Source organism: Bacillus sp. FSL R7-0646, from assembly GCF_037969865.1.
Taxonomy (GTDB): domain Bacteria; phylum Bacillota; class Bacilli; order Bacillales; family Bacillaceae; genus Bacillus; species Bacillus licheniformis.
Genome location: NZ_CP150217.1, coordinates 2,661,954 through 2,683,621, shown reverse-complemented (window position 1 = coordinate 2,683,621; position 21,668 = coordinate 2,661,954). Strand labels below are relative to the sequence as shown.

Genomic DNA, 21,668 nt, shown 5'->3' with positions numbered 1-21,668 from the left:
GTTATAACCTCATTTTCAGCTTTTCATCTTTAGAGTAACTTTACCATTGCCGGAGCCTGATTGCATCATCGGACAATAAAAAGGAAGTCTTCTTGTTGATATAAGAAGACCTCCTTATCGTCAGGCGTTCTTCCGCAGCTTCTGTTTTTTCGTTGAATCCGGCGAAGGATGGGAAGATGTTTGTTTCATGTCCCGAAAGGTTACAAATTGCTTTTTTTCTTCATCCCAAAGCCGGAACGCGAGTGATTGCAGGCTTGTTTTCAAAGTGATGGTCGGGACGTTTTTTAAAGGTTCGTGCTGTTCATGTGCGGTTTCAAGTTTATAGTTAGGCACCTTTGGACTGAGATGGTGAACATGGTGGTACCCGATATTGCCTGTAAGCCATTGAAGCAGTTTCGGGAGTTTATAAAACGAACTTCCTTCCACAGCGGCCTGAACATAGCTCCAATTTTCATCCGCTTCAAAATAAGAATCTTCAAATGTGTGCTGAACATAAAACAGCCAAACGCCGATCGAACCTGAGATCAGAAAGATCGGACCTTGTACGAGCAAAAATGATTGCCAGCCAAAAATCAGGCAGCAGACAGCAGCCAATGCCGCGATTGCAAGGTTGGTGAGGTATGTGTTCACACGCTCTTTCCGTCTTGCTCCTTTTTTGTTAAAGCGGTTTGTGATCAGAAAGACATAAATCGGTCCGAGAATAAACATGATAAACGGATTTCTGTAAAGTCTGTATGCGATTTTTGTGCGCAGAGGTGCGGCTTTATATTCATTTACCGTCAGCAGCCAGATATCGCCTGTTCCGCGTTTATCCAGGTTGCTGCTTGTCGCATGATGAATCGAATGGCTGTGCTGCCATTGAAGATAAGGAAATAAAGTCAGAACGCCTGTTAAAAAGCCAAGAATGTGGTTAAGGCGTTTTTGTTTAAAAAAGGAAAGATGGCAGCAGTCGTGAAAAATAATGAAAATTCTCGTCAAAAACCCTGCGGCAATCACCGTTATTCCTAATGTAAGGAGGTAGGAGACATCGAGGCTGAGGTAGGCAAGAAACCACAGTCCGAAGAAAGGAATAAACGTATTGAAGAGCTGAATCAGACTGTTTTTGGTATCAGGCTGGGCAAATGCAGCAACCTGTTTTGTTAACTGTTTTTGTTTGTGTGTGGTGGTTTGTTCAGTCATAGTAAAGTTATCCTCTCATAAATGGGTCTTAAGTTAAGTTTACGGCACAGAGAGATGTCTTTGTAGTAGCACACATCATGCTTCAAACATGACACTTGTCATGTTTCCTTCACCAAATGGATAAGAAGATTGACAATGACATGATGGGCAAATCCGCATGATGATATGGTGAATAATGGAATCTGCAAAAACGCGATGATTGATTAGTTAAACAAAGTTCTTTTACAATGATGTGATAGATGTTCATTGTTTAGTCATTTCATAAGGGGAGAATTCATATGTCACGAATGGAAAATAAAACATTTAATTGTGAGAAGGAGCTGACGCTCAACATTATCGGCGGAAAGTGGAAAATGCTGATTTTGTGGTTTTTAGGAAAAGAAGGTACGAAAAGGTTCGGAGAATTAAAAGCTTTGATGCCCGGCATTACGCAAAGAATGCTGGTGAATCAGCTGCGTGAATTAGAAGAGGATCATATTGTACATAGGGAAGTATATCCGGTTGTCCCCCCAAAAGTTGAATATTCCCTAACGAAACAAGGAGAAAGTTTAATGCCTATATTAGAGGCGATGTATGAATGGGGTAAAAATTATATAGAAACGAACTTTTCAAAAGATGATGAATAGAATGGTTGACTTTAAGATACTGTTTTGGAGACAGTATCTTTTTCTATACCATATGAGGAAAAGTATAGTATGTAAAAAAAAAGTGCGTACTATTAATGGAATTTTCCCCTTGTTATACTCTTGATGTAACAAAATATGAAAAGAATAATCCGCGGAATTCTTAATTCAAACAGGAGTGATTGTAAGTGGAATTACAGTTAGCATTAGATTTAGTCAATATACCGGAAGCCATCGAAGTAGTAAAAGAAGTAGAAGAATACATTGATATTGTAGAAATCGGTACGCCGGTTGTGATAAATGAAGGACTCCGTGCAGTGAAAGAGATGAAAGCCGCTTTCCCGAATTTGAAAGTGCTGGCAGACCTTAAAATTATGGATGCGGCGGGGTATGAAGTGATGAAAGCATCAGAAGCGGGAGCCGACATCATCACCATTTTAGGGGCTGCTGAAGATATGTCTATTAAAGGCGCTGTAGAAGAGGCGAAAGCGCAAGGGAACAAAATCCTGGTGGATATGATTGGGATTAAAGACATCAAATCGCGTGCTAAGGAATTGGATGAGCTTGGTGTCGATTATATTTGTGTCCATACCGGTTATGACCTTCAAGCCATTGGCCAAAATTCATTTGAAGACTTAATGACGATTAAAAATGTTGTGAAAAACGCTAAAACGGCTATTGCAGGCGGAATTAAATTAGACACACTGCCCGAAGTCGTTAAATTAAAACCTGATTTGGTTATTGTCGGGGGCGGTATTGCAAATCAAGACGATAAAGCTGCGGCAGCCGCAAAAATGAAGCAGATGATCCAATAAACATGAAGACTTATGATTATGTAAAAGCGATCATCGCAGAGCTTGATCATGCAACGTCTCAAGATCAATCGGAAGGAATAGAAGACTTAATATCCACTATCATGTCTTCTGAAAAAGTGTTTGTTTCCGGTGCAGGCCGCTCTGGTTTAATGGGGAAATCATTTGCTATGCGATTAATGCACATGGGGATCAATGCGTTTGTAACAGGGGAAACCGTAACACCGGTATTTACCGAAAAAGACTTGCTTATCGTGGGCACGGGATCAGGGAAAACGGAAAGTTTGCTTCATATGGCGGAAAAGGCAAAAGATATCGGAGGCACTGTAGCAACAGTTACGATCTCTCTAGATTCGCCGATAGCTGAAATATCTGACCTGATACTGCAGCTGCCCGGCTCCCCAAAAGATCAAACGACAGGCAATAAACAGACGATACAACCGATGGGCTCGCTTTTTGAACAGACTCTTTTATTGTATTATGACGCTATCACATTGCGAATCATGGAAATAAAAGGGCTGAATACTCATAACATGTATGGAAATCATGCCAACCTTGAATAAACAGGCCTTCATGTAAAGAAAGTCACCATCCGCTATCTCGGGTGGTGATCTTTTTTTAAACATATAATTTACATCTTTATTATGATTTTAAAATATGAATATCGTAAAATAAAATTCCGGTGGTACAGGGATTCTAAATGATATATGAAGAAAGGAGCTTATCATGCTTACAAGTTTTAACCTGATTGGGTTTATCCCTTTAATTGTTTTTGCAGCTTTGATCATATTCGGGTTGAGAAAGCTTGTACTTTCTTTAAGAAATAAGTAGAGTCAGAATGCGGTTCTTCGCAATTTCCGCTTCAACCGCATTCCATTCAAATCAATAACCCCGCAAACAGGACACAGCCAAGCCCGGTGACAGAAAGTACCGTCGTTAATAGCGTCCAAGTTTGAAAGGTTTCCTTCATACTCAGTCAGAAAAATTCTTTTACCATCCAAAAGCCTGCATCATTGACATGGCAGGCAATCACGCTTCCCGCGCCGGTTGCCAGCACCATCAAGGCCGGATTTACATTCCCTGTCGTCATGAGGGGAGCAACCATTCCCGCAGTGGTGAGCGCCGCCACGGTTGCAGAGCCTAAACACAGGCGGAGAACGGCAGCAATCATCCATGCAACAAGAAGAGGCGACATATTGGTTTGGCTGAACAGATCCGCAACATAATCACCAACGCCGCCGTCAATCAGCACCTGTTTAAACGCTCCGCCGCCTCCGATAATTAACAGCATCATGGCAATCTGTGAAATGGACTGAGATAAAGACTGACCAATATCCTGCATGGGAATCTTCCTCGCATATCCCATTGTATAAATGGCAAGCAAAAGAGAAAGCAGCATCGCACTCCCCGGTGTACCGATAAATTCAATGATTTCCTTGCCTTTCGAATCTCCTTTAAATACGAAAGAAAAAATAGTCGTAATGGCCATAAAGATAACCGGAAGTAATGATGTGACAACACTGATTGCAAAACCCGGTGTTTCATCTAGCTGAAATTCCTTTCTCGGCCCCAAAGCTGATAAATTTCCGCTTTTGAGATATGCATTCGGAAACCTCTTCATTGCGAATTGATTAAATAGCGGGCCGGCGACCACTGTCGTCGGAATCGCAATCATGATACCGAGCAGCAGCACCTGCCCGATATCGGCGCCGTAAGCGACTGAAATAGCGGTGGGAGCCGGATGCGGGGGCAGGAATCCATGAGTGACATTTAAGGCGGCTGCCATCGGAATTCCAAGGTAAAGAAAAGGCACATTTAATTCTTTCGCGATCGCATATACGATTGGAATTAACAAAACGAGGCCCACTTCAAAAAACAGGGCGATTCCGATGATGAACGAGGCAGTGACGACAGCGGCCTGAATTCTTTTTCTTCCGAATTTGTCAATGAGTGTAATGGCAATCCGGTAGCCGCCTCCTGCATCTGAAACAAGCCTTCCTAACATCGCGCCCAATCCGAAAACCAGAGCTAAGTGACCGAGCTGGCCGCCGATTCCCGCTTCTACAGAAAGAACGATTTTGTCGAGATCCATTCCAAGCCCGACCGCCACTATAAACGAAACGATGACAAGTGATACGAAAGTATTTAATTTGACTTTGATGATGAGAAACAGCAGAATCAAAACACCCATCACAACGATGAAAATCGGCATGGCATAACCTCCGGGGAAAAAGTCAATTTGACCGGAACACTAAAAACGTTTTTCAATCATATTAAAAAACACCTTTTGATCATATTGATGTCATATTTTGATAAACTATTATGTATATACTAGTCTCCTGAAGAATGGGTGTCAACTCATTTTTAATGATGAAGACCCTGTATTTTCTATTCTGATAAACGAGATGAATGAATGATCAATTGTTGAATATATTTTGGTTATGTGTTATGTTTTTATCAAGTTAACAGACATCATTTCTTGTTATTTTGCTAACGAAATTTAAAATGATCAAAAAGGGGATAAACAAATGCCATTACTACGTTTCGATCTAATAGAAGGCCGTGATGAACAAGCATTAAAAAAATTATTAGATACCGCACACGATGCGATGGTAGAAGCGTTTAACGTTCCGGAGAAAGACCGCTATCAAATTGTCCATCAGCATCCGGCGAATGAGCTCATCATCCAAGATACAGGTTTGGGATTGAATAGATCAAAGGATCTGGTTGTGATCAGCATCACCAGTAAAACAAGAACAGAAAGTCAAAAAGAGAAATTGTACGCTTTACTTGCTGAAAAGCTTGAAGCGGAATGCGGCATTTCACCTGAAGATGTCATGGTGTCCATCACAGAAAATGGAGATGCCGATTGGAGTTTCGGCCTCGGCGAGGCGCAGTTTTTAACTGGAAAGCTGTAAGCGGGCAAAAGGAATGTTGACAGGGACATCTGAATCCCTCCAGAAAAGCTTAAGCTGCTGACGAGACGTCAGCAGCTTTTTTTCTTTATATTTCTCCGGGTTTTCGCTTATTTGCTCTTGGCCATTTGTGGTGCATCACATATTGAGTCATCGTGTTAAAAATAACCGCCCATTGGTTTTCGGTGAGCGTTCCAACGGTTTTTTCATTGTTAATTTTTAGACTTTTTCTTAAGTGTTTCATTTGACGCGGAGTAAAAATTCCGCGTAAAGCAACACAGAAAGGGGCTTGCGGCTCCTTTAGCGCATATTCGGCAAGCCCAAGAAACGCAATGTAATGTTTATGTGATAGAGGCGCGTCTTTTTTTCGTGTTATTCTGACCATTGCCGAGTCCACTTTTGGAGGGGGAGAAAAATGCTCTTTCGATATTTCTCTGACAATGCCAATATCAAACCACATTCTCCAAGCTAAAACATAGGAATTTTTAATGAATTTTGATGTGAAACGTTTAGCAGCCCCTTTTTCCATTACGATGATCCCTTTTTGAAATCCGCTTGCAGGATTGTTCAAGAGCATTTTCATGATGGGAGTTGTGATGGCATAGGGAATATTAGAGACCACCACAAACTTTTCTTTTGGTAAATGAATCTTCATGATATCTTGATGAATAATTTTCGTATTTGGATGCTGTGCTGTTTTACGTGTGAGTATAGCAACGAATTTAGAATCGTTTTCCACTGCCAATACCTTACCGGCTTTTTGACTTAGCATAGTTGTCAAAGCACCTTTTCCCGCTCCTAACTCTAAAACCGTATCGTCTATGCTAATATTTGCCCGATCCACAATTTCTTCAATTAATTTTTTATTATGCATCAAATGCTGTCCGGAAAAATTCGGATATTCCCCGCGGTTTAACTTTTTTCCTCTGTACTTATGATTTTTTTTCTTCATGTTTCCTCTTCCTCTCATCATAAAAAATCACAGGCGGTCTGCCTGTGATTCAGAGTAAAGGGAAGAGCCATCCTTTAAGGATGAATCCGCGGTATTTCCATAACCAAATAAGCCTTTCTCAGCCGTTAGAAAAAAAGGATTAAACAAAAAAGAAAGGCAGAACGATCCGCCTTTCTACAAGTTACAAATTTTATATGCAAATTGAAGATTATTAAAAAAGGACAGACTGATCCCGTTTACTCTGCATACACAAACAGAGCCTTTGAACGTATTTAATTACTGGTTCAAAGTTGGGAAACGCAGTCTCATTGAGTGTGTCATTTTTTAATAATCCTCCTGAAAAGTTAAAGTTACGATCTCATTGTAGGGCATTCTTTGGAAAACGTCAACAGCTGGAATTTTCTCGTCCCTTACGAATATCGCAGGAGGCCATCAGGCAAGGCATGTGTGAAGAAACGGGAGTCAACGAAACGTCTTCATCAGCGGCCGGCGATGACATGTCGTTTTCAGACCCAAAAAAGCCGCCATGTTTTGATTGGCGGCTTTTTGAAGACTAATCAATCGGAATTATAATCAGATCAAGAAGCAAGGTGCATTAATGTCGAGTTCTTTTAACCAGCAAAGCGGCCTTCTGTATTATAAATCCCGCTATTAAAAATACGACTAGCAGCAATGTGATGGTTGCTCCCGGAGGTGTACCCCACTTATAAGAAGAGGTAAGACCAGAGAGAATACTTAAAAGAGCAATGATGATAGAAACCGAAAAAACAGCTGTAAAGCCTTTGAACAGCCGAATGGCAAATGCCGCTGGAAGCACTAATAATGCCGACACAAGCAAAACTCCGATTGTTGGTATAATCACAGCGACTGTCATTCCAACTAAAATGCTGAATGAAAGAGAAAGCAGCCGAACATTTACTCCGCTTGTTTCGGCTGTATCCTCGTCAAAAGTCATTAAATAAAGCTGTCTTTTAAAAATAAAGAAATATAATAAGACAAGCAGCGTAATTCCGCCCATAATGTAAAGCTGTTCAATGCTGATCGTTACAATAGAGCCAAATAAGTATTGCTCAATATTCGTCGTCATTCCACCCTCAGTAACACTTAATAAAAAGAGAGCAAAAGAAAGACCAGCAGCCATTAAAATGGCAATGGAGACCTCGGAATACGTACGGTAAGCTCTCCTCATATATTCAATGCCTACGGCTCCAACTGTTACAACTAAAAAACTTGATAACGTTATATTCGTATGGACAAAGAAACCGATGGCGACGCCAGCGAGTGAAATATGAGATAGAGTATCGGCCATGAGAGCCTGTCGTCTGAGGACAAGAAAGACCCCGAGTAATGGAGCTATAATCGCAATTAAGCATCCTGCATAGAAGGCTCTTTGCATGAATTCCAAATCAAACATTTCCATCTGCTGTTCTCACCCCTCTCTAAACGAATAGTTTTTGTTAAATATGGCTCCGCTTCGTCTTGGTCATGGGTAATCATGATAACGGTTTGATGATGTTGTTGTACTTGCCGGTCCATCATTTGATAAAAGGACCGGCGGCTTTCAACATCCATACCTGTTGTGGGTTCGTCCAGGACAAGGATGTCAGGTTCTGAAGCCAAAATTCTGGCAATACAAACTTTTTGTTTTTGTCCTCCAGATAAATGGCCAATTTTGCGATGACGAAATTCCCACATTCCGACCATCTTCAGGGACTCCTCTATTTTTTTATGATCTTGTTCCTTTAATTTGCTAAACCAGCTTCCTTTCTTGTACCGCCCTGAGCGCACAAGCTCGAGCACAGTACTCGGGAACCCTGCATTAAAAGAAGCAATTTGCTGTGGCAAGTATCCGATTTTCAAACGTTCCCCGCCAGGATTGGCTGCACTGATGTTCACACTTCCATGCCAAGGCTTTAACAAACGAAGCATAAGGCGAAGAAGCGTTGATTTTGAGGCCCCGTTAGGGCCGGTAATCCCGACAAATTCTCCGCTATTAATGGTGAATGTTATATCTTCCAATAGAGGTGTATGCTCATAGCCGTACATCACATTGTGTAATGAAATAAGTTCCAATATCATTCTTACCTTTCCATCAAAAACAAGTTGCGTGTCTCATCATTGAGATAATGACGATTCTAACTGTTTTAAATTATTTTTCATTAAATCAATATAGTCCAGCCCTTGTTTTTGCTCTTCTTTACTTAGTCCTTCCAATGTATGGAGCACTTCAGTTTTAGCTCCAATTTCATCTGCTAATGTTTTCGCAACTTTCGGAGAAGCGAGTTCTTCAAAGAAAATGGTTTTAATATGGTGTTTCTGTGCGAACTTTTTTAATTCTGCGAGTTTAGCTGCACTTGGCTCTTGTTCAGGAGAAAGACCCGCGATAGGCACTTGTGTTAATCCATATTGCTTCGTTAAATATCCGAATGCTGCATGCTGTGTAATGAGCTCTTTTTTTGGAACATCTTTTAATGTTGACTTATATTCTTGCTCAAGATCCTGTAATTTCTGCAAAAATGCATCGCGATTCTTTTCATAATAATCTTTATTGTCCGGGTCTGCTTTTTCAAGCGCTTTTGTGATATTTTTTACTTCCTGCTGGGCAAGGACAGGATTTAACCATACATGGGGATCATATGTATGCTCATTTCCGGAATCTTCATGTTCTTCTTCCTCTTCTCCGTTTCCTTTCATCAGTTCAATGCCTTTGCTTGCTTTTACAAAAGCAGGGCCGTTTTTTCCCACGCTTTTTTCAATAGAAGGTTCCCATGTTTCCATATAAGGACTGTTATAAACCAGGACATCTGATTCCCCGATCTTTTGAACATCTTTTGGGGAAGGGTCCCATTCATGAGGCTCAACAGTAGATGGAATTAAAAGGTCAACATCTGCTTTATCTCCCGCAACTTGCTTTGTAAACTCATACATTGGGTAAAATGTTGTGGTGACCTGTAATTTTTGATGATCTGATGAGGGGCCGTTTGCTTGTTTTCCCTCATTTCCAGAACATCCTGCAAATAGTGAAAGACAAGTTGCCGCAATCAAAGCAGTTGTCATCTGTTTTTTCATGTTTATTCCTTCTTTCTTAAAAAGTATTCATTCGTTCATTACCATTACTTGTGGTTGATCATTCAGATCAATAACACTTAACTTAATGAACTAATTCTATATTAAATCATAATCATTACGATTTGTGAAGTGTTTTTAATTGTTCAGGGTAAGATCGGCAGTATCACAACCTTTTAAAAAATCTAAACAGGGCGGGACAGACCGAACAATCATCATGAATTGCTTCTTTCTCTTAACATTGAAATGATAGATGTGATTGTTTATACTTTAAATTGTAAATCGTAACAATTACGATTTAAAAATAACTCATGTAGAAAAGTGGTGCAATAACATTGAATCAATCATTCGCATTCTCACGGCATCGCAGACTGCGCTCAACGCCGGGTATCCGGGATTTGGTAAGAGAAAATCGGCTTTCCGCTAACGATTTCATATATCCTCTATTTGTCCAAGAGGGTAGGGGGTTAAAAACAGAAGTACCTTCCATGCCGGGCGTTTATCAACTGACATTAGATTTATTAGAAGAGGAAATTCATGAGTTAAGAATACTCGGAATTAAAGCGATTCTTCTCTTCGGAATTCCAAGCTGGAAAGATGATTTGGCAACGTCTGCTTATGCGTCAGATGGAATTGTTCAACGAGCGGTTAGGCAAATCAAGGCTTTAGATTCTGATTTGGTCATCATTACAGACACATGTATATGTCACTATCAAACAGAAGGCCATTGCGGCATACCTGTAAACGGCAGGATCGATAATGACATGTCTTTAGATATACATGTAAAAGTTGCCGTATCTCAGGCTGAGGCAGGGGCCGATATTCTGGCGCCCTCAAGCATGATGGATGGATTTGTGACGTATATCCGGCATGCGCTGGATGAATCGGGTTATAAAGACATACCGATCATGTCGTACGGTATTAAATATGCTTCAAGCTATTATGTGCCATATCGCGATGCCGCGGATAATTCGCCCGCTTTCGGTGACCGCCGGACCTATCAGATGGAGCCGGCAAACCGTTTGGAGGCTTTTCGTGAGGCTCAGTCCGATATTGAAGAGGGAGCGGATATTATGATCATTAAACCTGGTCTGCCTTATTTAGACATCATCAGGGATATGCGAAATTCTCTCCAGATTCCGCTGGTTTCGTATCAAGTAAGCGGAGAATATGCCCAAATAAAAGCCGCATCGCAAAACGGCTGGATTGACGAAAAAAATACAGTGTTGGAAAGCATGCTTGCGATGAAGAGGGCCGGTGCGGATCTTATTGTTACATATTTTGCAAAAGATATAGCAAAATTTCTTCGGGAGGAATCATGAAACGGGCAGCGATCATATTCATTCGATTCTACCAAAAGGCGATATCCCCTCTTTTCCCGCCGACTTGCAGATTTTATCCAACATGCTCCAACTATGGGCTTGAAGCGATTCAAAGGTTCGGGTTTATCAAAGGCAGTTATCTGCTTATTAAACGATTACTGAAATGCCACCCTCTTCATCCGGGAGGCTTTGATCCTGTTCCAAGCAAAACAGATCAAAAAAGGGAAGGGGATTCAAATTAATATTGTAGGATGATCTATTGATCGTTTTTCCTTGCAGGGCAGGCAGGGGAAGTTGACCGCTTTCCTGAAGAACTCCTGCACATTCAGAGCAGTAAATGAAAAGGCTGCATAAAGATGACCGGGTGTATGTTTCAGCAATACACCCGGTCATCTAATTGTGTATTTTTATACGAGAAATTTCGTTATTTATCAAGACCTAAATCAAAAAAAGTCATAAAAAATAAGGAGTTATATATATTTTACATGACTAATATGTATAACTCCTTTAGTTCTTGTTCAATAATCGCGCCCGATTGTGGAAGATCGTTATTCAACTAAAGCCCCCGATAGTTGAATAAGAAAAGCAAAAGAACTTGCTATTTCACAAATATATCCACCAAATTTTCATATTAGTTTGTTTTTCATACATACTGATAAAAAATAAAACCTTGTTAAAACTTTACAAGACAAACTGAATTGACTATAGTCTAATTAGACCAAAATATTGATGTAAAGAAGTGAAAATTAGATGATAAAGTCTTTTTTAATGTTGGGGCAGTCGAATATGGCAGGCCGTGGATTTTTGAATGAAGTAGACCCTATCTATAATGAAAAAATAAAAATGCTGCGCAATGGGCAGTGGCAGATGATGACAGAGCCGATTAATTACGACCGTCCGGTTTCCGGCGTTGGCCTGGCGGCATCTTTTGCAGATGCATGGTCGAAAGCTCATCCCGATGAAGAAATTGGCTTGATCCCTTGTGCGGAAGGTGGCAGTTCATTGAATGACTGGCATCCGGAAGGCATCCTTTTTCAGCATGCTTTGTCCGAAGCCCGCTTCGCCCTCCGCTCCAGTCAAATTTGTGGAATCCTTTGGCACCAGGGTGAGAGTGACAGTTATCGTTCGCTACATGAAACTTATTACGAGAAATTAACCCTTATCATCGAGACGCTAAGAAACGAGTTGAAACTTGATGAGGTACCGTTGATTATTGGAGGGCTTGGTGACTTTCTTGGGAAGACCGGTTTTGGACAGCACGCGACCGAATTTCGACAGGTTAATGAACAATTGCTGCGTTTTGCTAATGAACAACAGAATTGTTATTTTGTTGCTGCGGCAGGTTTGACTGCGAATCCTGATGGCATTCATTTAGATGCAGCTTCACAACGCAAATTCGGTTACCGCTATTTCGAGGCTTTTTCGAAAAAGTACCATATCCTGAAACCCATTTCGGGAGAGGAGCAATCACTGAAAGTGAATGGTGACTATTCTAAAACAGAACAGATTTACCTTCACAGCATGGATTTGGCTTCGGGTAAAATCACGTACGCGGAATTCGAGGCGCGGATGGCGATGGTGATGAAACCATAATTCCCTTACTTATCCTTGGCTTGCTAATCCAAAACCCCGGAGCTCACGGCTATGAACTTCTGGCCTGTTTGTTGGACAATCAAATAATATACAATTATTTAACCGATTTATAAATGAAAAACTCCCCAATCTAAATTCTTTAATAGATTTGGAAATGATAGGACTTTTTCTCGCATCCTCTCCAACGATCAAGTTTGGCAATGTGAGGGCCGATTAAACCAATAAAGCCAATTGCTCCAACAATCGAAACGGCCCCTGCGGTTAAAAGGGCAGAGATGAAAAATAAAAGAGCATTTGTTTTCTTTAAAGAAAGGCCCAGGAGCACAGCTGATTCTGTTCCAGCCTCCAGGCATTTGCGATTCCCGCTGTCAACAATCCCGCAATGAGCGCAGGAACTGCAATTGGCCATAAAAGGTTCAAGCGAATCCAAATCCTTCCATTCAGTGATCCGATCGTCCACAATAAAATGCTTCCAAGCGCTTCTTGATGTCTAAGTAAAATAAATGAAGTCACAGCTTGCAATACCGCTGAAATTAACCATGCCGTTTAACAAAAAGACAGACGACATCTTCTTGGTATAAGCGCTTAATACATAAACGAAAACAGCCGCCAAAATTCTGCCGATGCATTAAAAAAATGGAAGAAAAAATGAAAGCTGCAAATGAGCAGGTCCAAATGTAATCCGCTCGAAGACGGACTTCCGTCTCTTAAGGTATCGTGAACACCGCCAATCCCAATCACCAAATCCGGTTCATATTGATAAATGTTCTGAAGATTAGGTTTATAAAACGTGCCGCCGATTAATGGGATCTGATGGTCTTTCCCATAAAAATTCGTCTTCATAGCGTACCATTCAACAAAGATAAAAAAGTCATTTAAAAGGAAGCAAAAAAATTAGGAAAAAAAGCTTCCCATGGATGTATCAGGCTTGCGATTCCAGATGCAAAATGGATGTATGAAAACATACCTGAAAAAACAAAAGCTGTGATCAGCTGATTTGGCTCGTTTTATTGATCAAGTTAGGAGACTCTTTTTTTAAGAGTCTTCTTTTTGCAAATATCGGTGGCATTCGAAATTGACGCATGAAGAGAAAAGGCGGTCAAAAACACCCCCTTTCTGCTTGTTAAAATGTTTCATATAATAAACATAAATGATATGCAGAGGAAGTTTAGTTTTGATCAGACTTAGGAAACAAAACAACCGCTAAAAAAGATGAGGATCATACATGGCAACTGATCTTTTCATGCTGATGTAGCCGTTGATGGAGAGCATTAAAACAAATAAAGTGGATTTGTAATGATTAGATGAAGTGAAAGAGCATGATAATGGAGTTAAAGTAATGAATTTAATTTAAGAAGGAAGTGAAAGCATGGATCTTGAAACGGTTATGAAAGAACTGGAAGCGCTGGGTACGGAAAACATGAAAAAAAGATACATAACGAATGGTGCACACGAACCGCTGTTTGGCGTGGCTACAGGCAAAATGAAGCCGCTCGCAAAGAAAATCAAGAAAAATCAGCCCTTGGCGGAGCAGCTTTACGCTACCGGGAACTACGATGCCATGTATTTTGCCGGCATTATTGCTGACCCAATGACAATGACTGAAGCGGATTTTGAGCGGTGGATCGATGCGGCGTATTTCTATATGCTATCTGATTATGTTGTTGCCGTAACTTTGGCAGAAACCGATTTTGCGCAGGCTGTTGCTGATAAATGGATCTCAAGCGGTGAAGAGCTTAAAATGTCGGCAGGCTGGAGCTGTTACTGCTGGCTTTTAGGTAATCGACCGGACGATGAATTTAATGTAGCTAAAATTGCCAGTATGCTTGATCAGGTGGAACGTACGATTCACGATTCTCCAGATCGAACAAAATCGGCTATGAATAATTTTATCTACACAGTCGGGATTTCATATTTGCCGCTTCATGAAAAGGCGGTTGAAACCGCAAAAGCAGTAGGCCCGGTCGAACTCAGGCGGGGCAAGAAAAAAAGCAGTATCCTGAATGCTTCCAAAAATATTCAAAAAGATATTGATAGAGGCCGTCTCGGTTTCAAACGGAAATATGTAAGGTGTTAGCATAGTTTTCAGTAAACCATCTAAAAATAAATAGGAAGTGGAATATGGAAAATAACGTTTTTGAACAGATCGCAAAGCGATATGATACAGAAGAAAGAATTGAATTAGCTAAAGTGATCGTGAATGAAGTAAGACCGGAATTGCGAAACAGTCAATCAAAATCTTTAATTGACTATGGGAGCGGTACGGGTCTCATTAGTTTAGAATTATCAGATTTAGTACATTCTATTTTGCTGGTTGATTCATCCAAACAAATGCTGGAGGTGGCGAAAGCTAAAATTTCTCGCAAAGGAATCGCCAACGCAAAGACGCTTTATTCAGATTTCACCCAAGAAACTCCTGAACTGAAGGCAGACATCGTTTTAATGTCACTAGTCCTTCTTCATATTCCGGATACAAATAAAATTTTACAAGAACTGTTCGGCATTTTAAATGATGGCGGCAAGCTCATAATTATTGATTTTGACAAAAATGACAAAATACAACATCCGAAAGTTCACAGCGGTTTTTCGCACGAAGAATTGAAAAAAAGATTATCCGATATTGGATTTAAATCAACTGAAATGAAGACATTTTTTCACGGCCGGCGTATTTTTATGAATCAAGATGCTTCAATGTTTATATCCAGCAGCATAAAGTGATTTCTTGTTTTTTTAAAATGAAATAGGAAAAGCCGGAAAATGACCCGGCTTTTTTCATCACTTCTTTTTCTCTGGACGGTAAAACTCATCATGCATTTTCGATCAACGCCCGTTTCTCGGGTTCGCGAAATCTAAGCTCCTTCGCGGTTTCGCACTGCGCTTTTTTTCTTAATTCAGTCCGAAACGGCCGACGGTGACTTCTTTTGTCGATGTTTTTTTGTTTTTAAAGATGGCGCTTATTATACTTTTGCAGAACTAAAAATTTGATTTATCCTCAGCAGTTCAGTATTATACGCATAGGGGTATATGTATAGGCGGGCGATGGTCCATTAGGATAAAGCTTGTCTGGACAAAAAGCCATCACTGGTCTTAACGAATGTGACAGAAATGCAGGACAGTTCATATCTGCGTAGTAACGGTTTGCGGAAAAGTTGAAGGATATGTCATCATCATAAGGAAATAGGAGGTTATGTGATGGAATACGATAATCAATTAAAAAATAGGATCAAACGAGTTGAAGGTCAAGTTCGAGGGATATTAAAGATGATGGATGAAGGAAAAGAGTGTAAAGAACTCGTAAGCCAAATGTCAGCTGTTCGTTCTGCATTAGATCGGGCCATCGGTGTTGTTGTAAGCAGTAACTTGGAGAAATGCGTCCGCCTTCAAATTGAAAGAGGAGAAGATACCGAAGACCTCATCCAAGAAGCCGTTAATTTATTGGTTAAAAGCAGATAATGTTTAGATGGCTGTTGTTTATGATACAGCCTCTATATACCCCTGGTTAAAAGAAATTTTGCTGTTTTTATACCCTTTAGGGTATAAAAAGCTGACTTATATTTTTTTTAGTTTTTATATACCTGTACGGGTATAAGTATACAAAAGTGGGAGAGTTGTTATATGTCAGACCAAAAAGAAAAAACGACCATTGTTTTATTTAGCGGTGACCTAGATAAGGCGATTGCCGCTTTTATTATTGCAAATGGCGCCGCTGCTTATGATCATGAGGTAACAGTTTTTCATACTTTTTGGGGGCTTAACGCTTTAAGAAAAGATGAACCGGTGCCAGTCAAGAAAGGGCCGCTTGAAAAAGCGTTCGGCTTTATGATGCCCCGTGGTTCAAAGAAACTCGGATTATCCAAAATGAATTTTGCCGGTATCGGGCCTAAAATGATCAAACATGTCATGAAAAAGCACGGCGTACTGTCTCTGCCTCAACTGATTGAAATGGCGCAAGAACAAGGAGTTAAGCTTGTTGCCTGTACAATGACAATGGACTTGTTAGGCTTGCAAAAAGAAGAACTCATCGACGGCCTTGATTATGCAGGTGTTGCCGCTTATCTAGGCGATGCCAACGAAGCAAAGGTGAATTTATTTATATAATCTCCAAATTGAACGGTTGCTTCTTCGGGAATGCAAAACAGGAAATCCTGAAGCAGCCAAATGGAACAGTGATATAAAACAGAAAATGAATATGGAGGGATGATTGATGAACATCAAAACTGATCGCGTATTAGATGCAAAAGGGCTTGCTTGTCCAATGCCCGTCGTAAAAACGAAAAAAGCCATGAATGAGTTAAAACCGGGGCAGGTAATTGAAGTGCATGCTACTGATAAAGGGTCTCTTGCTGATATACGGGCATGGGCAAAGGGAAGCGGTCACCAGTATCTCGGGACGACAGAAGACGGAGATATATTAAAGCATTATCTTCGAAAAGCGGGTCACTCTGAAATAAAGAAAGTAAAAACGTTTCCTTATACGATTCAAAATGAAGAGCTTCAAAAAAAGGTAGAGGCGGGCGAGCGGCTAACAGTAGTTGATGTTCGGGAACCTGCAGAATACCGTTTCGGCCATATTCCCGGAGCGATTTCAATTCCATTAGGTGAACTTGAAAAAAGAGCGCACGAACTGAATAGAGACGGGAAAATTTATGTTGTTTGCCGTACGGGTAATAGAAGCGATCTGGCAGCTAAACAGCTTGCGGATAATGGCTTTAAAGATGTTGAAAATGTTGTCCAAGGTATGGCGGAGTGGTCAGGCCCTGTTGAAAAAAATCAATAAAAGAAAAATTGGAGGAATGATTTGAATGGCCGTAAAAGTTGCAATCATTGCAACAAGTTCTGATGCCATTTGGGCTCTAACATTTTAAGGAGGTTTAAATGTGAATTTTACATTCGTTTCACCAAAAGAAGTAGCTGAAAAGCTATTAAGAAAAGAATCATTTTTTATTTTAGACGTACGAAATAAAGAGGCCCTTAGTGATTGGAAAATCGAGGGAAGCCGGGTTGAACATTTAAATGTTCCGTATTTTGATTTAATTGATGGTATAGAAAAAATTGATGGCCAAGTTCCTAAAGATCAAGATGTTCTAGTCGTTTGCGCCAAACAAGGGTCTTCAGAGATGGTTGCACAGCATTTAGTGGATGCCGGTTTTGAAAGAGTGCTGGTACTTAAAGGCGGTATGAAGGCGTGGAGCAAATTTTTACATCCAGTCAAAATCGGAGACTTGAAAGAAGGAGGGACGATCTATCAATTCGTAAGAATGGGGAAAGGCTGTTTATCCTATTTTATCGAAACCGACGGAGAAGCAATTGTAGTTGACCCTGCTCGTTCTGTTGATGCATATATAGATTTTGCGAAAGAGAGAAACGTTACGATTAAACATGTGGTCGATACACACTTACATGCGGATCATATTTCGGGCGGACGTTTACTGCGTAAGCGTACAGGAGCTGCATACTACCTGCCGCCAAAAGATGCGGAGGAAGTGCTATTTTCATATGAACCGCTAGTTGAAGATGAAAATATTTCTGTAGGAAGCGCAGGTATGAAAGCAGAACCTATTTACTCACCTGGACATACGATTGGTAGCACCTCTTTAATGATTGATAATCGCTATTTGTTAACAGGAGATATTTTATTTGTTGAATCGATTGGCCGGCCGGACTTAGCTGGAAAAGCCGGGGATTGGGCAGAGGATTTGCGTAACACATTGTATGTAAAATACAAACAAATATCAGGTGACTTGATTGTTCTTCCAGCTCACTTTTCGACAGTCAGTGAATTAGGCGATCAGGGGCAAGTCCAAGCTAAGCTGAGTGATTTATATAAAAAGAATGCCGGTTTAAATCTGGATGAAAATGAATTCAAAGGGGCTGTATCAGAAAATCTGCCGCCACAGCCAAATGCATATCAGGAAATCCGTCAAACCAACATGGGCAAAATAATGCCTGATGCTGACAGGCAAAGCGAGATGGAAATGGGACCGAACCGTTGTGCGGTTCATGGATGAATATAGATTTGAAGATAGGGAGAGATAAAAAATGAAATCAGATAAAGTAATAGATGCTAAAGGATTTGCGTGCCCGATGCCAATTGTGAAAACAAAAAAAGCGATGGATGAATTGCAATCCGGAGAAGTGTTAGAAGTACATGCCACTGATAAAGGGGCAAAAAGCGATCTAACAGCATGGGCGAAGTCAGGCGGTCATGAGTTGCTTAAAGATACAGAGGAAGATGGTATATTAAAGTTTTGGCTTAAAAAAGGTTAAATGTGATAAAAGGGGGCTATTCCCCCTTTTTATTGATGGAAAGGAGGAAAGGTAGTGGACATATCTTTTATTCTTCTTATATTTTTCATCGGATTCATTGGCTCTTTTATGTCCGGAATGCTTGGTGTCGGGGGAGCAATTATTAATTACCCGTTGCTATTATATATACCTGCTTTATTAGGGTTTACAGGCTTTAACGCACACCAGGTTTCAGGTATAGTGGCAGTCCAGGTTTTTATTGCTGCATTTTCCGGTGTGTGGGCTTACCGGAAAGACGGTTACTTAAATAAAGAACTGATCTTCATCATGGGGTTAAGTATTTTGCTTGGAAGTCTAATCGGCGGCTATGGGTCACATTTTTTCTCCGAAGATGCCATAAACATGGTTTACGGATTATTGGCGATCATTGCAGCCATCATCATGTTGATTCCAAAGACAGGAACAGAAGGTAATCAAAGTGATCACATTCGCTTTCCAAAGATATTAACCTCAATCATGACTTTTGTGGTCGGTTTGGCTTCAGGTATAGTCGGTGCGGGCGGAGCTTTTCTGCTTGTTCCGCTCATGTTAGTCATTATAAAAATACCTGCACGAATCACAATCGCAACATCACTCGCAGTTACATTTATTTCATCGATTGGAACAACAGCTACAAAGCTCGTCATTGGACAGGTGCCTATTATGCCGGCTTTGGTTGTAATGGCTGCCAGTCTGATTGCATCCCCGCTAGGTGTTTTCATTGGCAAGAAAGTGAATGCTAAAGTTCTTCAAGGTATTTTGATATTCGTTATTTTTCTTACAACAGTGAAAATTTGGGTTGATATCTTACTGTATTGACCGTCTTGAAGGAGGAATTGGATGAAAGAAGCTGCAGAACTAACTTCAATGGTGTCAATTGAGAAATTTATAACTGATCATCAATTAAGTTTTATATATATATCAAGACCTCAATGCACAGTCTGTCACGCTGTTCTGCCTCAGCTTAGAGCACTGTTGGCCCGCTTTCCAAAGATCAAATTAGGACATATAAATGCTGACATAGTGGAAGAGGTTGCCGGCAGGTTTTCAGTCTTCACAGTTCCTGTGCTTCTTTTGTTTATTGAGGGAACCGAATGTCTACGAGAAGCGCGTTTTATTCATTTTGAACAGCTTGAACAGAAGTTAAAAAGAGTCTATCAGTTGTACGAGGAATAGATAGCTAAGGGAGGGTCCATGATGTGTCAAAACCCGGCTCGGTATACAGAAGAAGGAATGTCAAATGAAAGCGGCTATTTAAGGCAGATCTTCGACCATTTGCAGGATGGGATCATCATGATGGATCAGGAACGCACAATTCTGGTGATTAATCCGTCCGCAGAGAAGATGACGGGATGGAAACTAGGGGATAAGGTTCCGTACTGTTCCTACTGCCAAACGAGAAAACTGGAAGCGGGAGAAGAGCGTTGTTATTTGCTGGCCAAGCGGGAAATTCCTTATTTTCTCTCCTCGATGCCCACCTATGAAGGGCGATTCGTCGACATGGAGATGAGTACGGCTGTCATTTCCGAAAACGGCGATCAAATGGAAGTTCTTTTGGTCCTGAAAGATTTAACAATGAAGAAAAAGGAGGAAGAAGCGAAGATCTCCAAGCTGGTTCTGCAAAAAACGTTAGAGGCCCAGGAAAACGAACACAAGCGGCTTGCCCAGGAACTGCACGATGGTGTAGGGCAATCGCTTTATTCGGTTTCAGTAGGCATTCAAGCGATTCAATCGCGCATGGAGCAGGAAGAAACATTTAAAGATTACATGCAGGACATCATCGATGAACTGGAAAAAGCAATCCAAGACGTCAAGCTCTACTCTCTCCAGCTGCGCCCGCACAGTCTCGATCAATTGGGGCTGATCCCTGCTGTCAAGCATCTTGTTTCCAGCTTAAACAAGACGCATCAGGATGTTTCTATTACGTTTGCCTCAAGCGATATCAGCAATCGCTTGCTGCCGATTTTTGAAATCAATTTGTACCGCATCATTCAGGAGGCGCTTCATAATGCCCTGAAATATTCGCAGGCGACACTTATTGAAGTCATACTTTACAAAGAAGACGGCGAGCTCGTTTTGATCATTCAGGACGATGGCATTGGTTTTGAACGCGGGCTGACAGAGGAAGGCCTGGGGTTCAAACATATGAAAGAGAGAGTCGATCAGATGGATGGAAGTCTTCGAATTCACTCTGCACTTCAGAGTGGCACGACGATTAAAGTGAAAGTACAGGACAAGGAGGGGAAGGAGAGTGATCAGGGTATTGCTGGTCGATGACCATATGATGATTCGCAAGGGCATCCGTGTCCTTTTGGAAGGCTTTTCTGGAATTGAAATTGCGGGAGAAAGCAATAATGGCAACGAAGCCGTTCTTAGCGCCGGACAGTTAAAGCCGGATGTCGTGCTGATGGATTTGTCGATGCCGAACGGGTTGGACGGATTCACAGCGAGCAGTGAGATCCGAAAGTTGAATCCTTCTGTTAAAATCGTGATTTTGACAATGCATGATGAGGAAATTTTTGTCCAAAAAGCAATAGAGGCGGGGGCGCATGGCTACGTCTTGAAAAACAGCCATTATCGGTTGCTTTATCAGGCGATTGTCGAAGTGTACAGGGGCAATCTCTTTTACAAAACATCTGTATCGCAAGACATCATTGATCAATGGCTCAATTCAGAGCCCAAAAAGCCGACCTCTGTATTAACTGTCCGCGAAAAGGAGATTCTCAGATTCATTGTGCTGGGTTATGCCAATAAGGAGATTGCCGATAAACTCTCAATCAGCGTCAAAACCGTCGAAAACCACAAAACGAATATGATGCAGAAGTTAGATCTGGACTCGAAACACGAATTGATTCAATATGCGATCAAAAATAAATATCTCGATCTGTCGTTGTAACATACGGCCCCTTAACCCCTGTCAG

24 protein-coding genes and 4 pseudogenes are annotated in these 21,668 nt (G+C 41.0%); 20 read left to right on the top strand and 8 right to left on the bottom strand.

Annotation, left to right across the window (positions count from 1 at the left end; genetic code table 11):
- Positions 1–120: 120 nt before the first annotated feature.
- A complete protein-coding gene (gene desE, locus MKY62_RS13990; RefSeq protein WP_003183791.1) occupies positions 121–1,179 on the bottom strand; it encodes a fatty acid desaturase DesE in 1,059 nt (352 codons plus the stop codon).
- Positions 1,180–1,457: 278 nt separating this feature from the next.
- Here desE and MKY62_RS13985 point away from each other — a divergent pair, with 278 nt between their 5' ends.
- From MKY62_RS13985 to hxlB, 3 genes are all read left to right on the top strand, one after another.
- Positions 1,458–1,805, top strand: coding sequence for a winged helix-turn-helix transcriptional regulator (locus MKY62_RS13985; protein WP_003183789.1), 348 nt, complete (start codon positions 1,458–1,460; stop codon positions 1,803–1,805).
- Between the two features lie 185 nt (positions 1,806–1,990).
- Positions 1,991–2,617, top strand: a complete 627-nt coding sequence (gene hxlA, locus MKY62_RS13980) for a 3-hexulose-6-phosphate synthase (RefSeq protein ID WP_003183787.1) — start codon at positions 1,991–1,993, stop codon at positions 2,615–2,617.
- Positions 2,618–2,619: 2 nt separating this feature from the next.
- A complete protein-coding gene (gene hxlB, locus MKY62_RS13975; RefSeq protein WP_003183785.1) occupies positions 2,620–3,177 on the top strand; it encodes a 6-phospho-3-hexuloisomerase in 558 nt (185 codons plus the stop codon).
- A 314-nt stretch (positions 3,178–3,491) separates the two neighbouring features.
- Here the strand turns inward: hxlB and MKY62_RS13970 are convergent.
- Positions 3,492–4,826: pseudogene (locus MKY62_RS13970) on the bottom strand (gluconate:H+ symporter).
- Between the two features lie 316 nt (positions 4,827–5,142).
- On the opposite strand from MKY62_RS13970, the gene MKY62_RS13965 reads away from it, so the two are divergent.
- Positions 5,143–5,532, top strand: coding sequence for a tautomerase family protein (locus MKY62_RS13965; protein ID WP_003183782.1), 390 nt, complete (start codon positions 5,143–5,145; stop codon positions 5,530–5,532).
- A gap of 85 nt (positions 5,533–5,617) precedes the next feature.
- Here the strand turns inward: MKY62_RS13965 and MKY62_RS13960 are convergent, their stop codons facing one another.
- From MKY62_RS13960 to MKY62_RS13945, 4 genes are all read right to left on the bottom strand, one after another.
- The gene (locus MKY62_RS13960; protein ID WP_003183781.1) at positions 5,618–6,481 is read right to left on the bottom strand and encodes a 23S rRNA (adenine(2058)-N(6))-methyltransferase Erm(D); all 864 of its coding nucleotides are present in this window, start codon (positions 6,479–6,481) and stop codon (positions 5,618–5,620) included.
- Positions 6,482–7,076: 595 nt separating this feature from the next.
- Positions 7,077–7,901, bottom strand: a complete 825-nt coding sequence (locus MKY62_RS13955) for a metal ABC transporter permease (RefSeq protein ID WP_021837598.1) — start codon at positions 7,899–7,901, stop codon at positions 7,077–7,079.
- Positions 7,847–8,554, bottom strand: a complete 708-nt coding sequence (locus MKY62_RS13950; RefSeq protein WP_025808056.1) for a metal ABC transporter ATP-binding protein — start codon at positions 8,552–8,554, stop codon at positions 7,847–7,849. The genes MKY62_RS13955 and MKY62_RS13950 overlap by 55 nt, the downstream gene beginning before the upstream one ends.
- A 42-nt stretch (positions 8,555–8,596) precedes the next feature.
- Positions 8,597–9,550: a metal ABC transporter substrate-binding protein gene (locus MKY62_RS13945; RefSeq protein WP_003183774.1), complete on the bottom strand. Its 954-nt coding sequence runs from the start codon at positions 9,548–9,550 to the stop codon at positions 8,597–8,599.
- Between the two features lie 332 nt (positions 9,551–9,882).
- Between MKY62_RS13945 and hemB the strand changes: the two genes are divergently transcribed.
- The 4 genes and pseudogenes from hemB to MKY62_RS13925 form a co-directional block, all read left to right on the top strand.
- Complete coding sequence (hemB, locus tag MKY62_RS13940; RefSeq protein WP_003183772.1) at positions 9,883–10,869, top strand: porphobilinogen synthase; 987 nt, start codon at positions 9,883–9,885, stop codon at positions 10,867–10,869.
- Positions 10,866–11,111, top strand: a complete 246-nt coding sequence (gene yidD / locus MKY62_RS13935) for a membrane protein insertion efficiency factor YidD (protein WP_003183770.1) — start codon at positions 10,866–10,868, stop codon at positions 11,109–11,111. The genes hemB and yidD overlap by 4 nt, the downstream gene beginning before the upstream one ends.
- 508 nt (positions 11,112–11,619) lie before the next feature.
- On the top strand, positions 11,620–12,462 hold the full coding sequence (locus MKY62_RS13930) for a sialate O-acetylesterase (protein WP_003183768.1): 843 nt from the start codon (positions 11,620–11,622) through the stop codon (positions 12,460–12,462).
- Positions 12,459–12,533, top strand: a pseudogene (locus MKY62_RS13925) (PadR family transcriptional regulator); the annotation flags it as partial. The gene MKY62_RS13930 and the pseudogene MKY62_RS13925, both read left to right, overlap by 4 nt.
- A gap of 68 nt (positions 12,534–12,601) precedes the next feature.
- Here MKY62_RS13925 and MKY62_RS13920 read toward each other — a convergent pair.
- Positions 12,602–12,975, bottom strand: a pseudogene (locus MKY62_RS13920) (iron chelate uptake ABC transporter family permease subunit).
- Positions 12,976–13,047: 72 nt separating this feature from the next.
- A complete protein-coding gene (locus MKY62_RS13915; protein ID WP_003183762.1) occupies positions 13,048–13,305 on the bottom strand; it encodes a hypothetical protein in 258 nt (85 codons plus the stop codon).
- Between MKY62_RS13915 and MKY62_RS13910 the strand changes: the two are divergent.
- The 12 genes and pseudogenes from MKY62_RS13910 to MKY62_RS13855 form a co-directional block, all read left to right on the top strand.
- A pseudogene (locus MKY62_RS13910) lies at positions 13,303–13,458 on the top strand (L,D-transpeptidase family protein); the annotation flags it as partial. The gene MKY62_RS13915 and the pseudogene MKY62_RS13910 overlap by 3 nt on opposite strands.
- A 373-nt stretch (positions 13,459–13,831) precedes the next feature.
- Entirely contained in the window at positions 13,832–14,539 is a 708-nt protein-coding gene (locus tag MKY62_RS13905; protein WP_003183759.1) for a DNA alkylation repair protein, read from the top strand.
- Positions 14,540–14,583: 44 nt separating this feature from the next.
- Positions 14,584–15,180, top strand: a complete 597-nt coding sequence (locus MKY62_RS13900) for a methyltransferase domain-containing protein (protein ID WP_003183757.1) — start codon at positions 14,584–14,586, stop codon at positions 15,178–15,180.
- 474 nt (positions 15,181–15,654) lie between these two features.
- A complete protein-coding gene (locus MKY62_RS13895; protein WP_003183755.1) occupies positions 15,655–15,915 on the top strand; it encodes a metal-sensitive transcriptional regulator in 261 nt (86 codons plus the stop codon).
- A gap of 162 nt (positions 15,916–16,077) precedes the next feature.
- Positions 16,078–16,560, top strand: a complete 483-nt coding sequence (locus MKY62_RS13890; RefSeq protein ID WP_003183753.1) for a DsrE/DsrF/DrsH-like family protein — start codon at positions 16,078–16,080, stop codon at positions 16,558–16,560.
- A 106-nt stretch (positions 16,561–16,666) separates the two neighbouring features.
- Positions 16,667–17,239, top strand: coding sequence for a sulfurtransferase TusA family protein (locus MKY62_RS13885; protein ID WP_003183752.1), 573 nt, complete (start codon positions 16,667–16,669; stop codon positions 17,237–17,239).
- Positions 17,240–17,339: 100 nt separating this feature from the next.
- Positions 17,340–18,470 carry an MBL fold metallo-hydrolase gene (locus MKY62_RS13880; RefSeq protein WP_009327832.1) on the top strand — a complete coding sequence of 377 codons (1,131 nt, stop codon included), beginning with the start codon at positions 17,340–17,342 and terminating at the stop codon, positions 18,468–18,470.
- A 31-nt stretch (positions 18,471–18,501) separates the two neighbouring features.
- Positions 18,502–18,729, top strand: a complete 228-nt coding sequence (locus MKY62_RS13875; protein ID WP_003183749.1) for a sulfurtransferase TusA family protein — start codon at positions 18,502–18,504, stop codon at positions 18,727–18,729.
- Between the two features lie 54 nt (positions 18,730–18,783).
- Positions 18,784–19,566 (top strand): sulfite exporter TauE/SafE family protein, encoded by a 783-nt coding sequence (locus tag MKY62_RS13870; RefSeq protein WP_003183747.1) that lies wholly within the window; start codon positions 18,784–18,786, stop codon positions 19,564–19,566.
- Between the two features lie 21 nt (positions 19,567–19,587).
- Entirely contained in the window at positions 19,588–19,923 is a 336-nt protein-coding gene (locus tag MKY62_RS13865; protein WP_003183745.1) for a thioredoxin family protein, read from the top strand.
- A gap of 18 nt (positions 19,924–19,941) precedes the next feature.
- Entirely contained in the window at positions 19,942–21,024 is a 1,083-nt protein-coding gene (locus MKY62_RS13860; RefSeq protein ID WP_003183743.1) for a PAS domain-containing sensor histidine kinase, read from the top strand.
- Entirely contained in the window at positions 20,999–21,643 is a 645-nt protein-coding gene (locus tag MKY62_RS13855; RefSeq protein ID WP_003183741.1) for a response regulator transcription factor, read from the top strand. Before MKY62_RS13860 ends, MKY62_RS13855 begins: the two co-directional genes overlap by 26 nt.
- Positions 21,644–21,668: the final 25 nt, after the last annotated feature.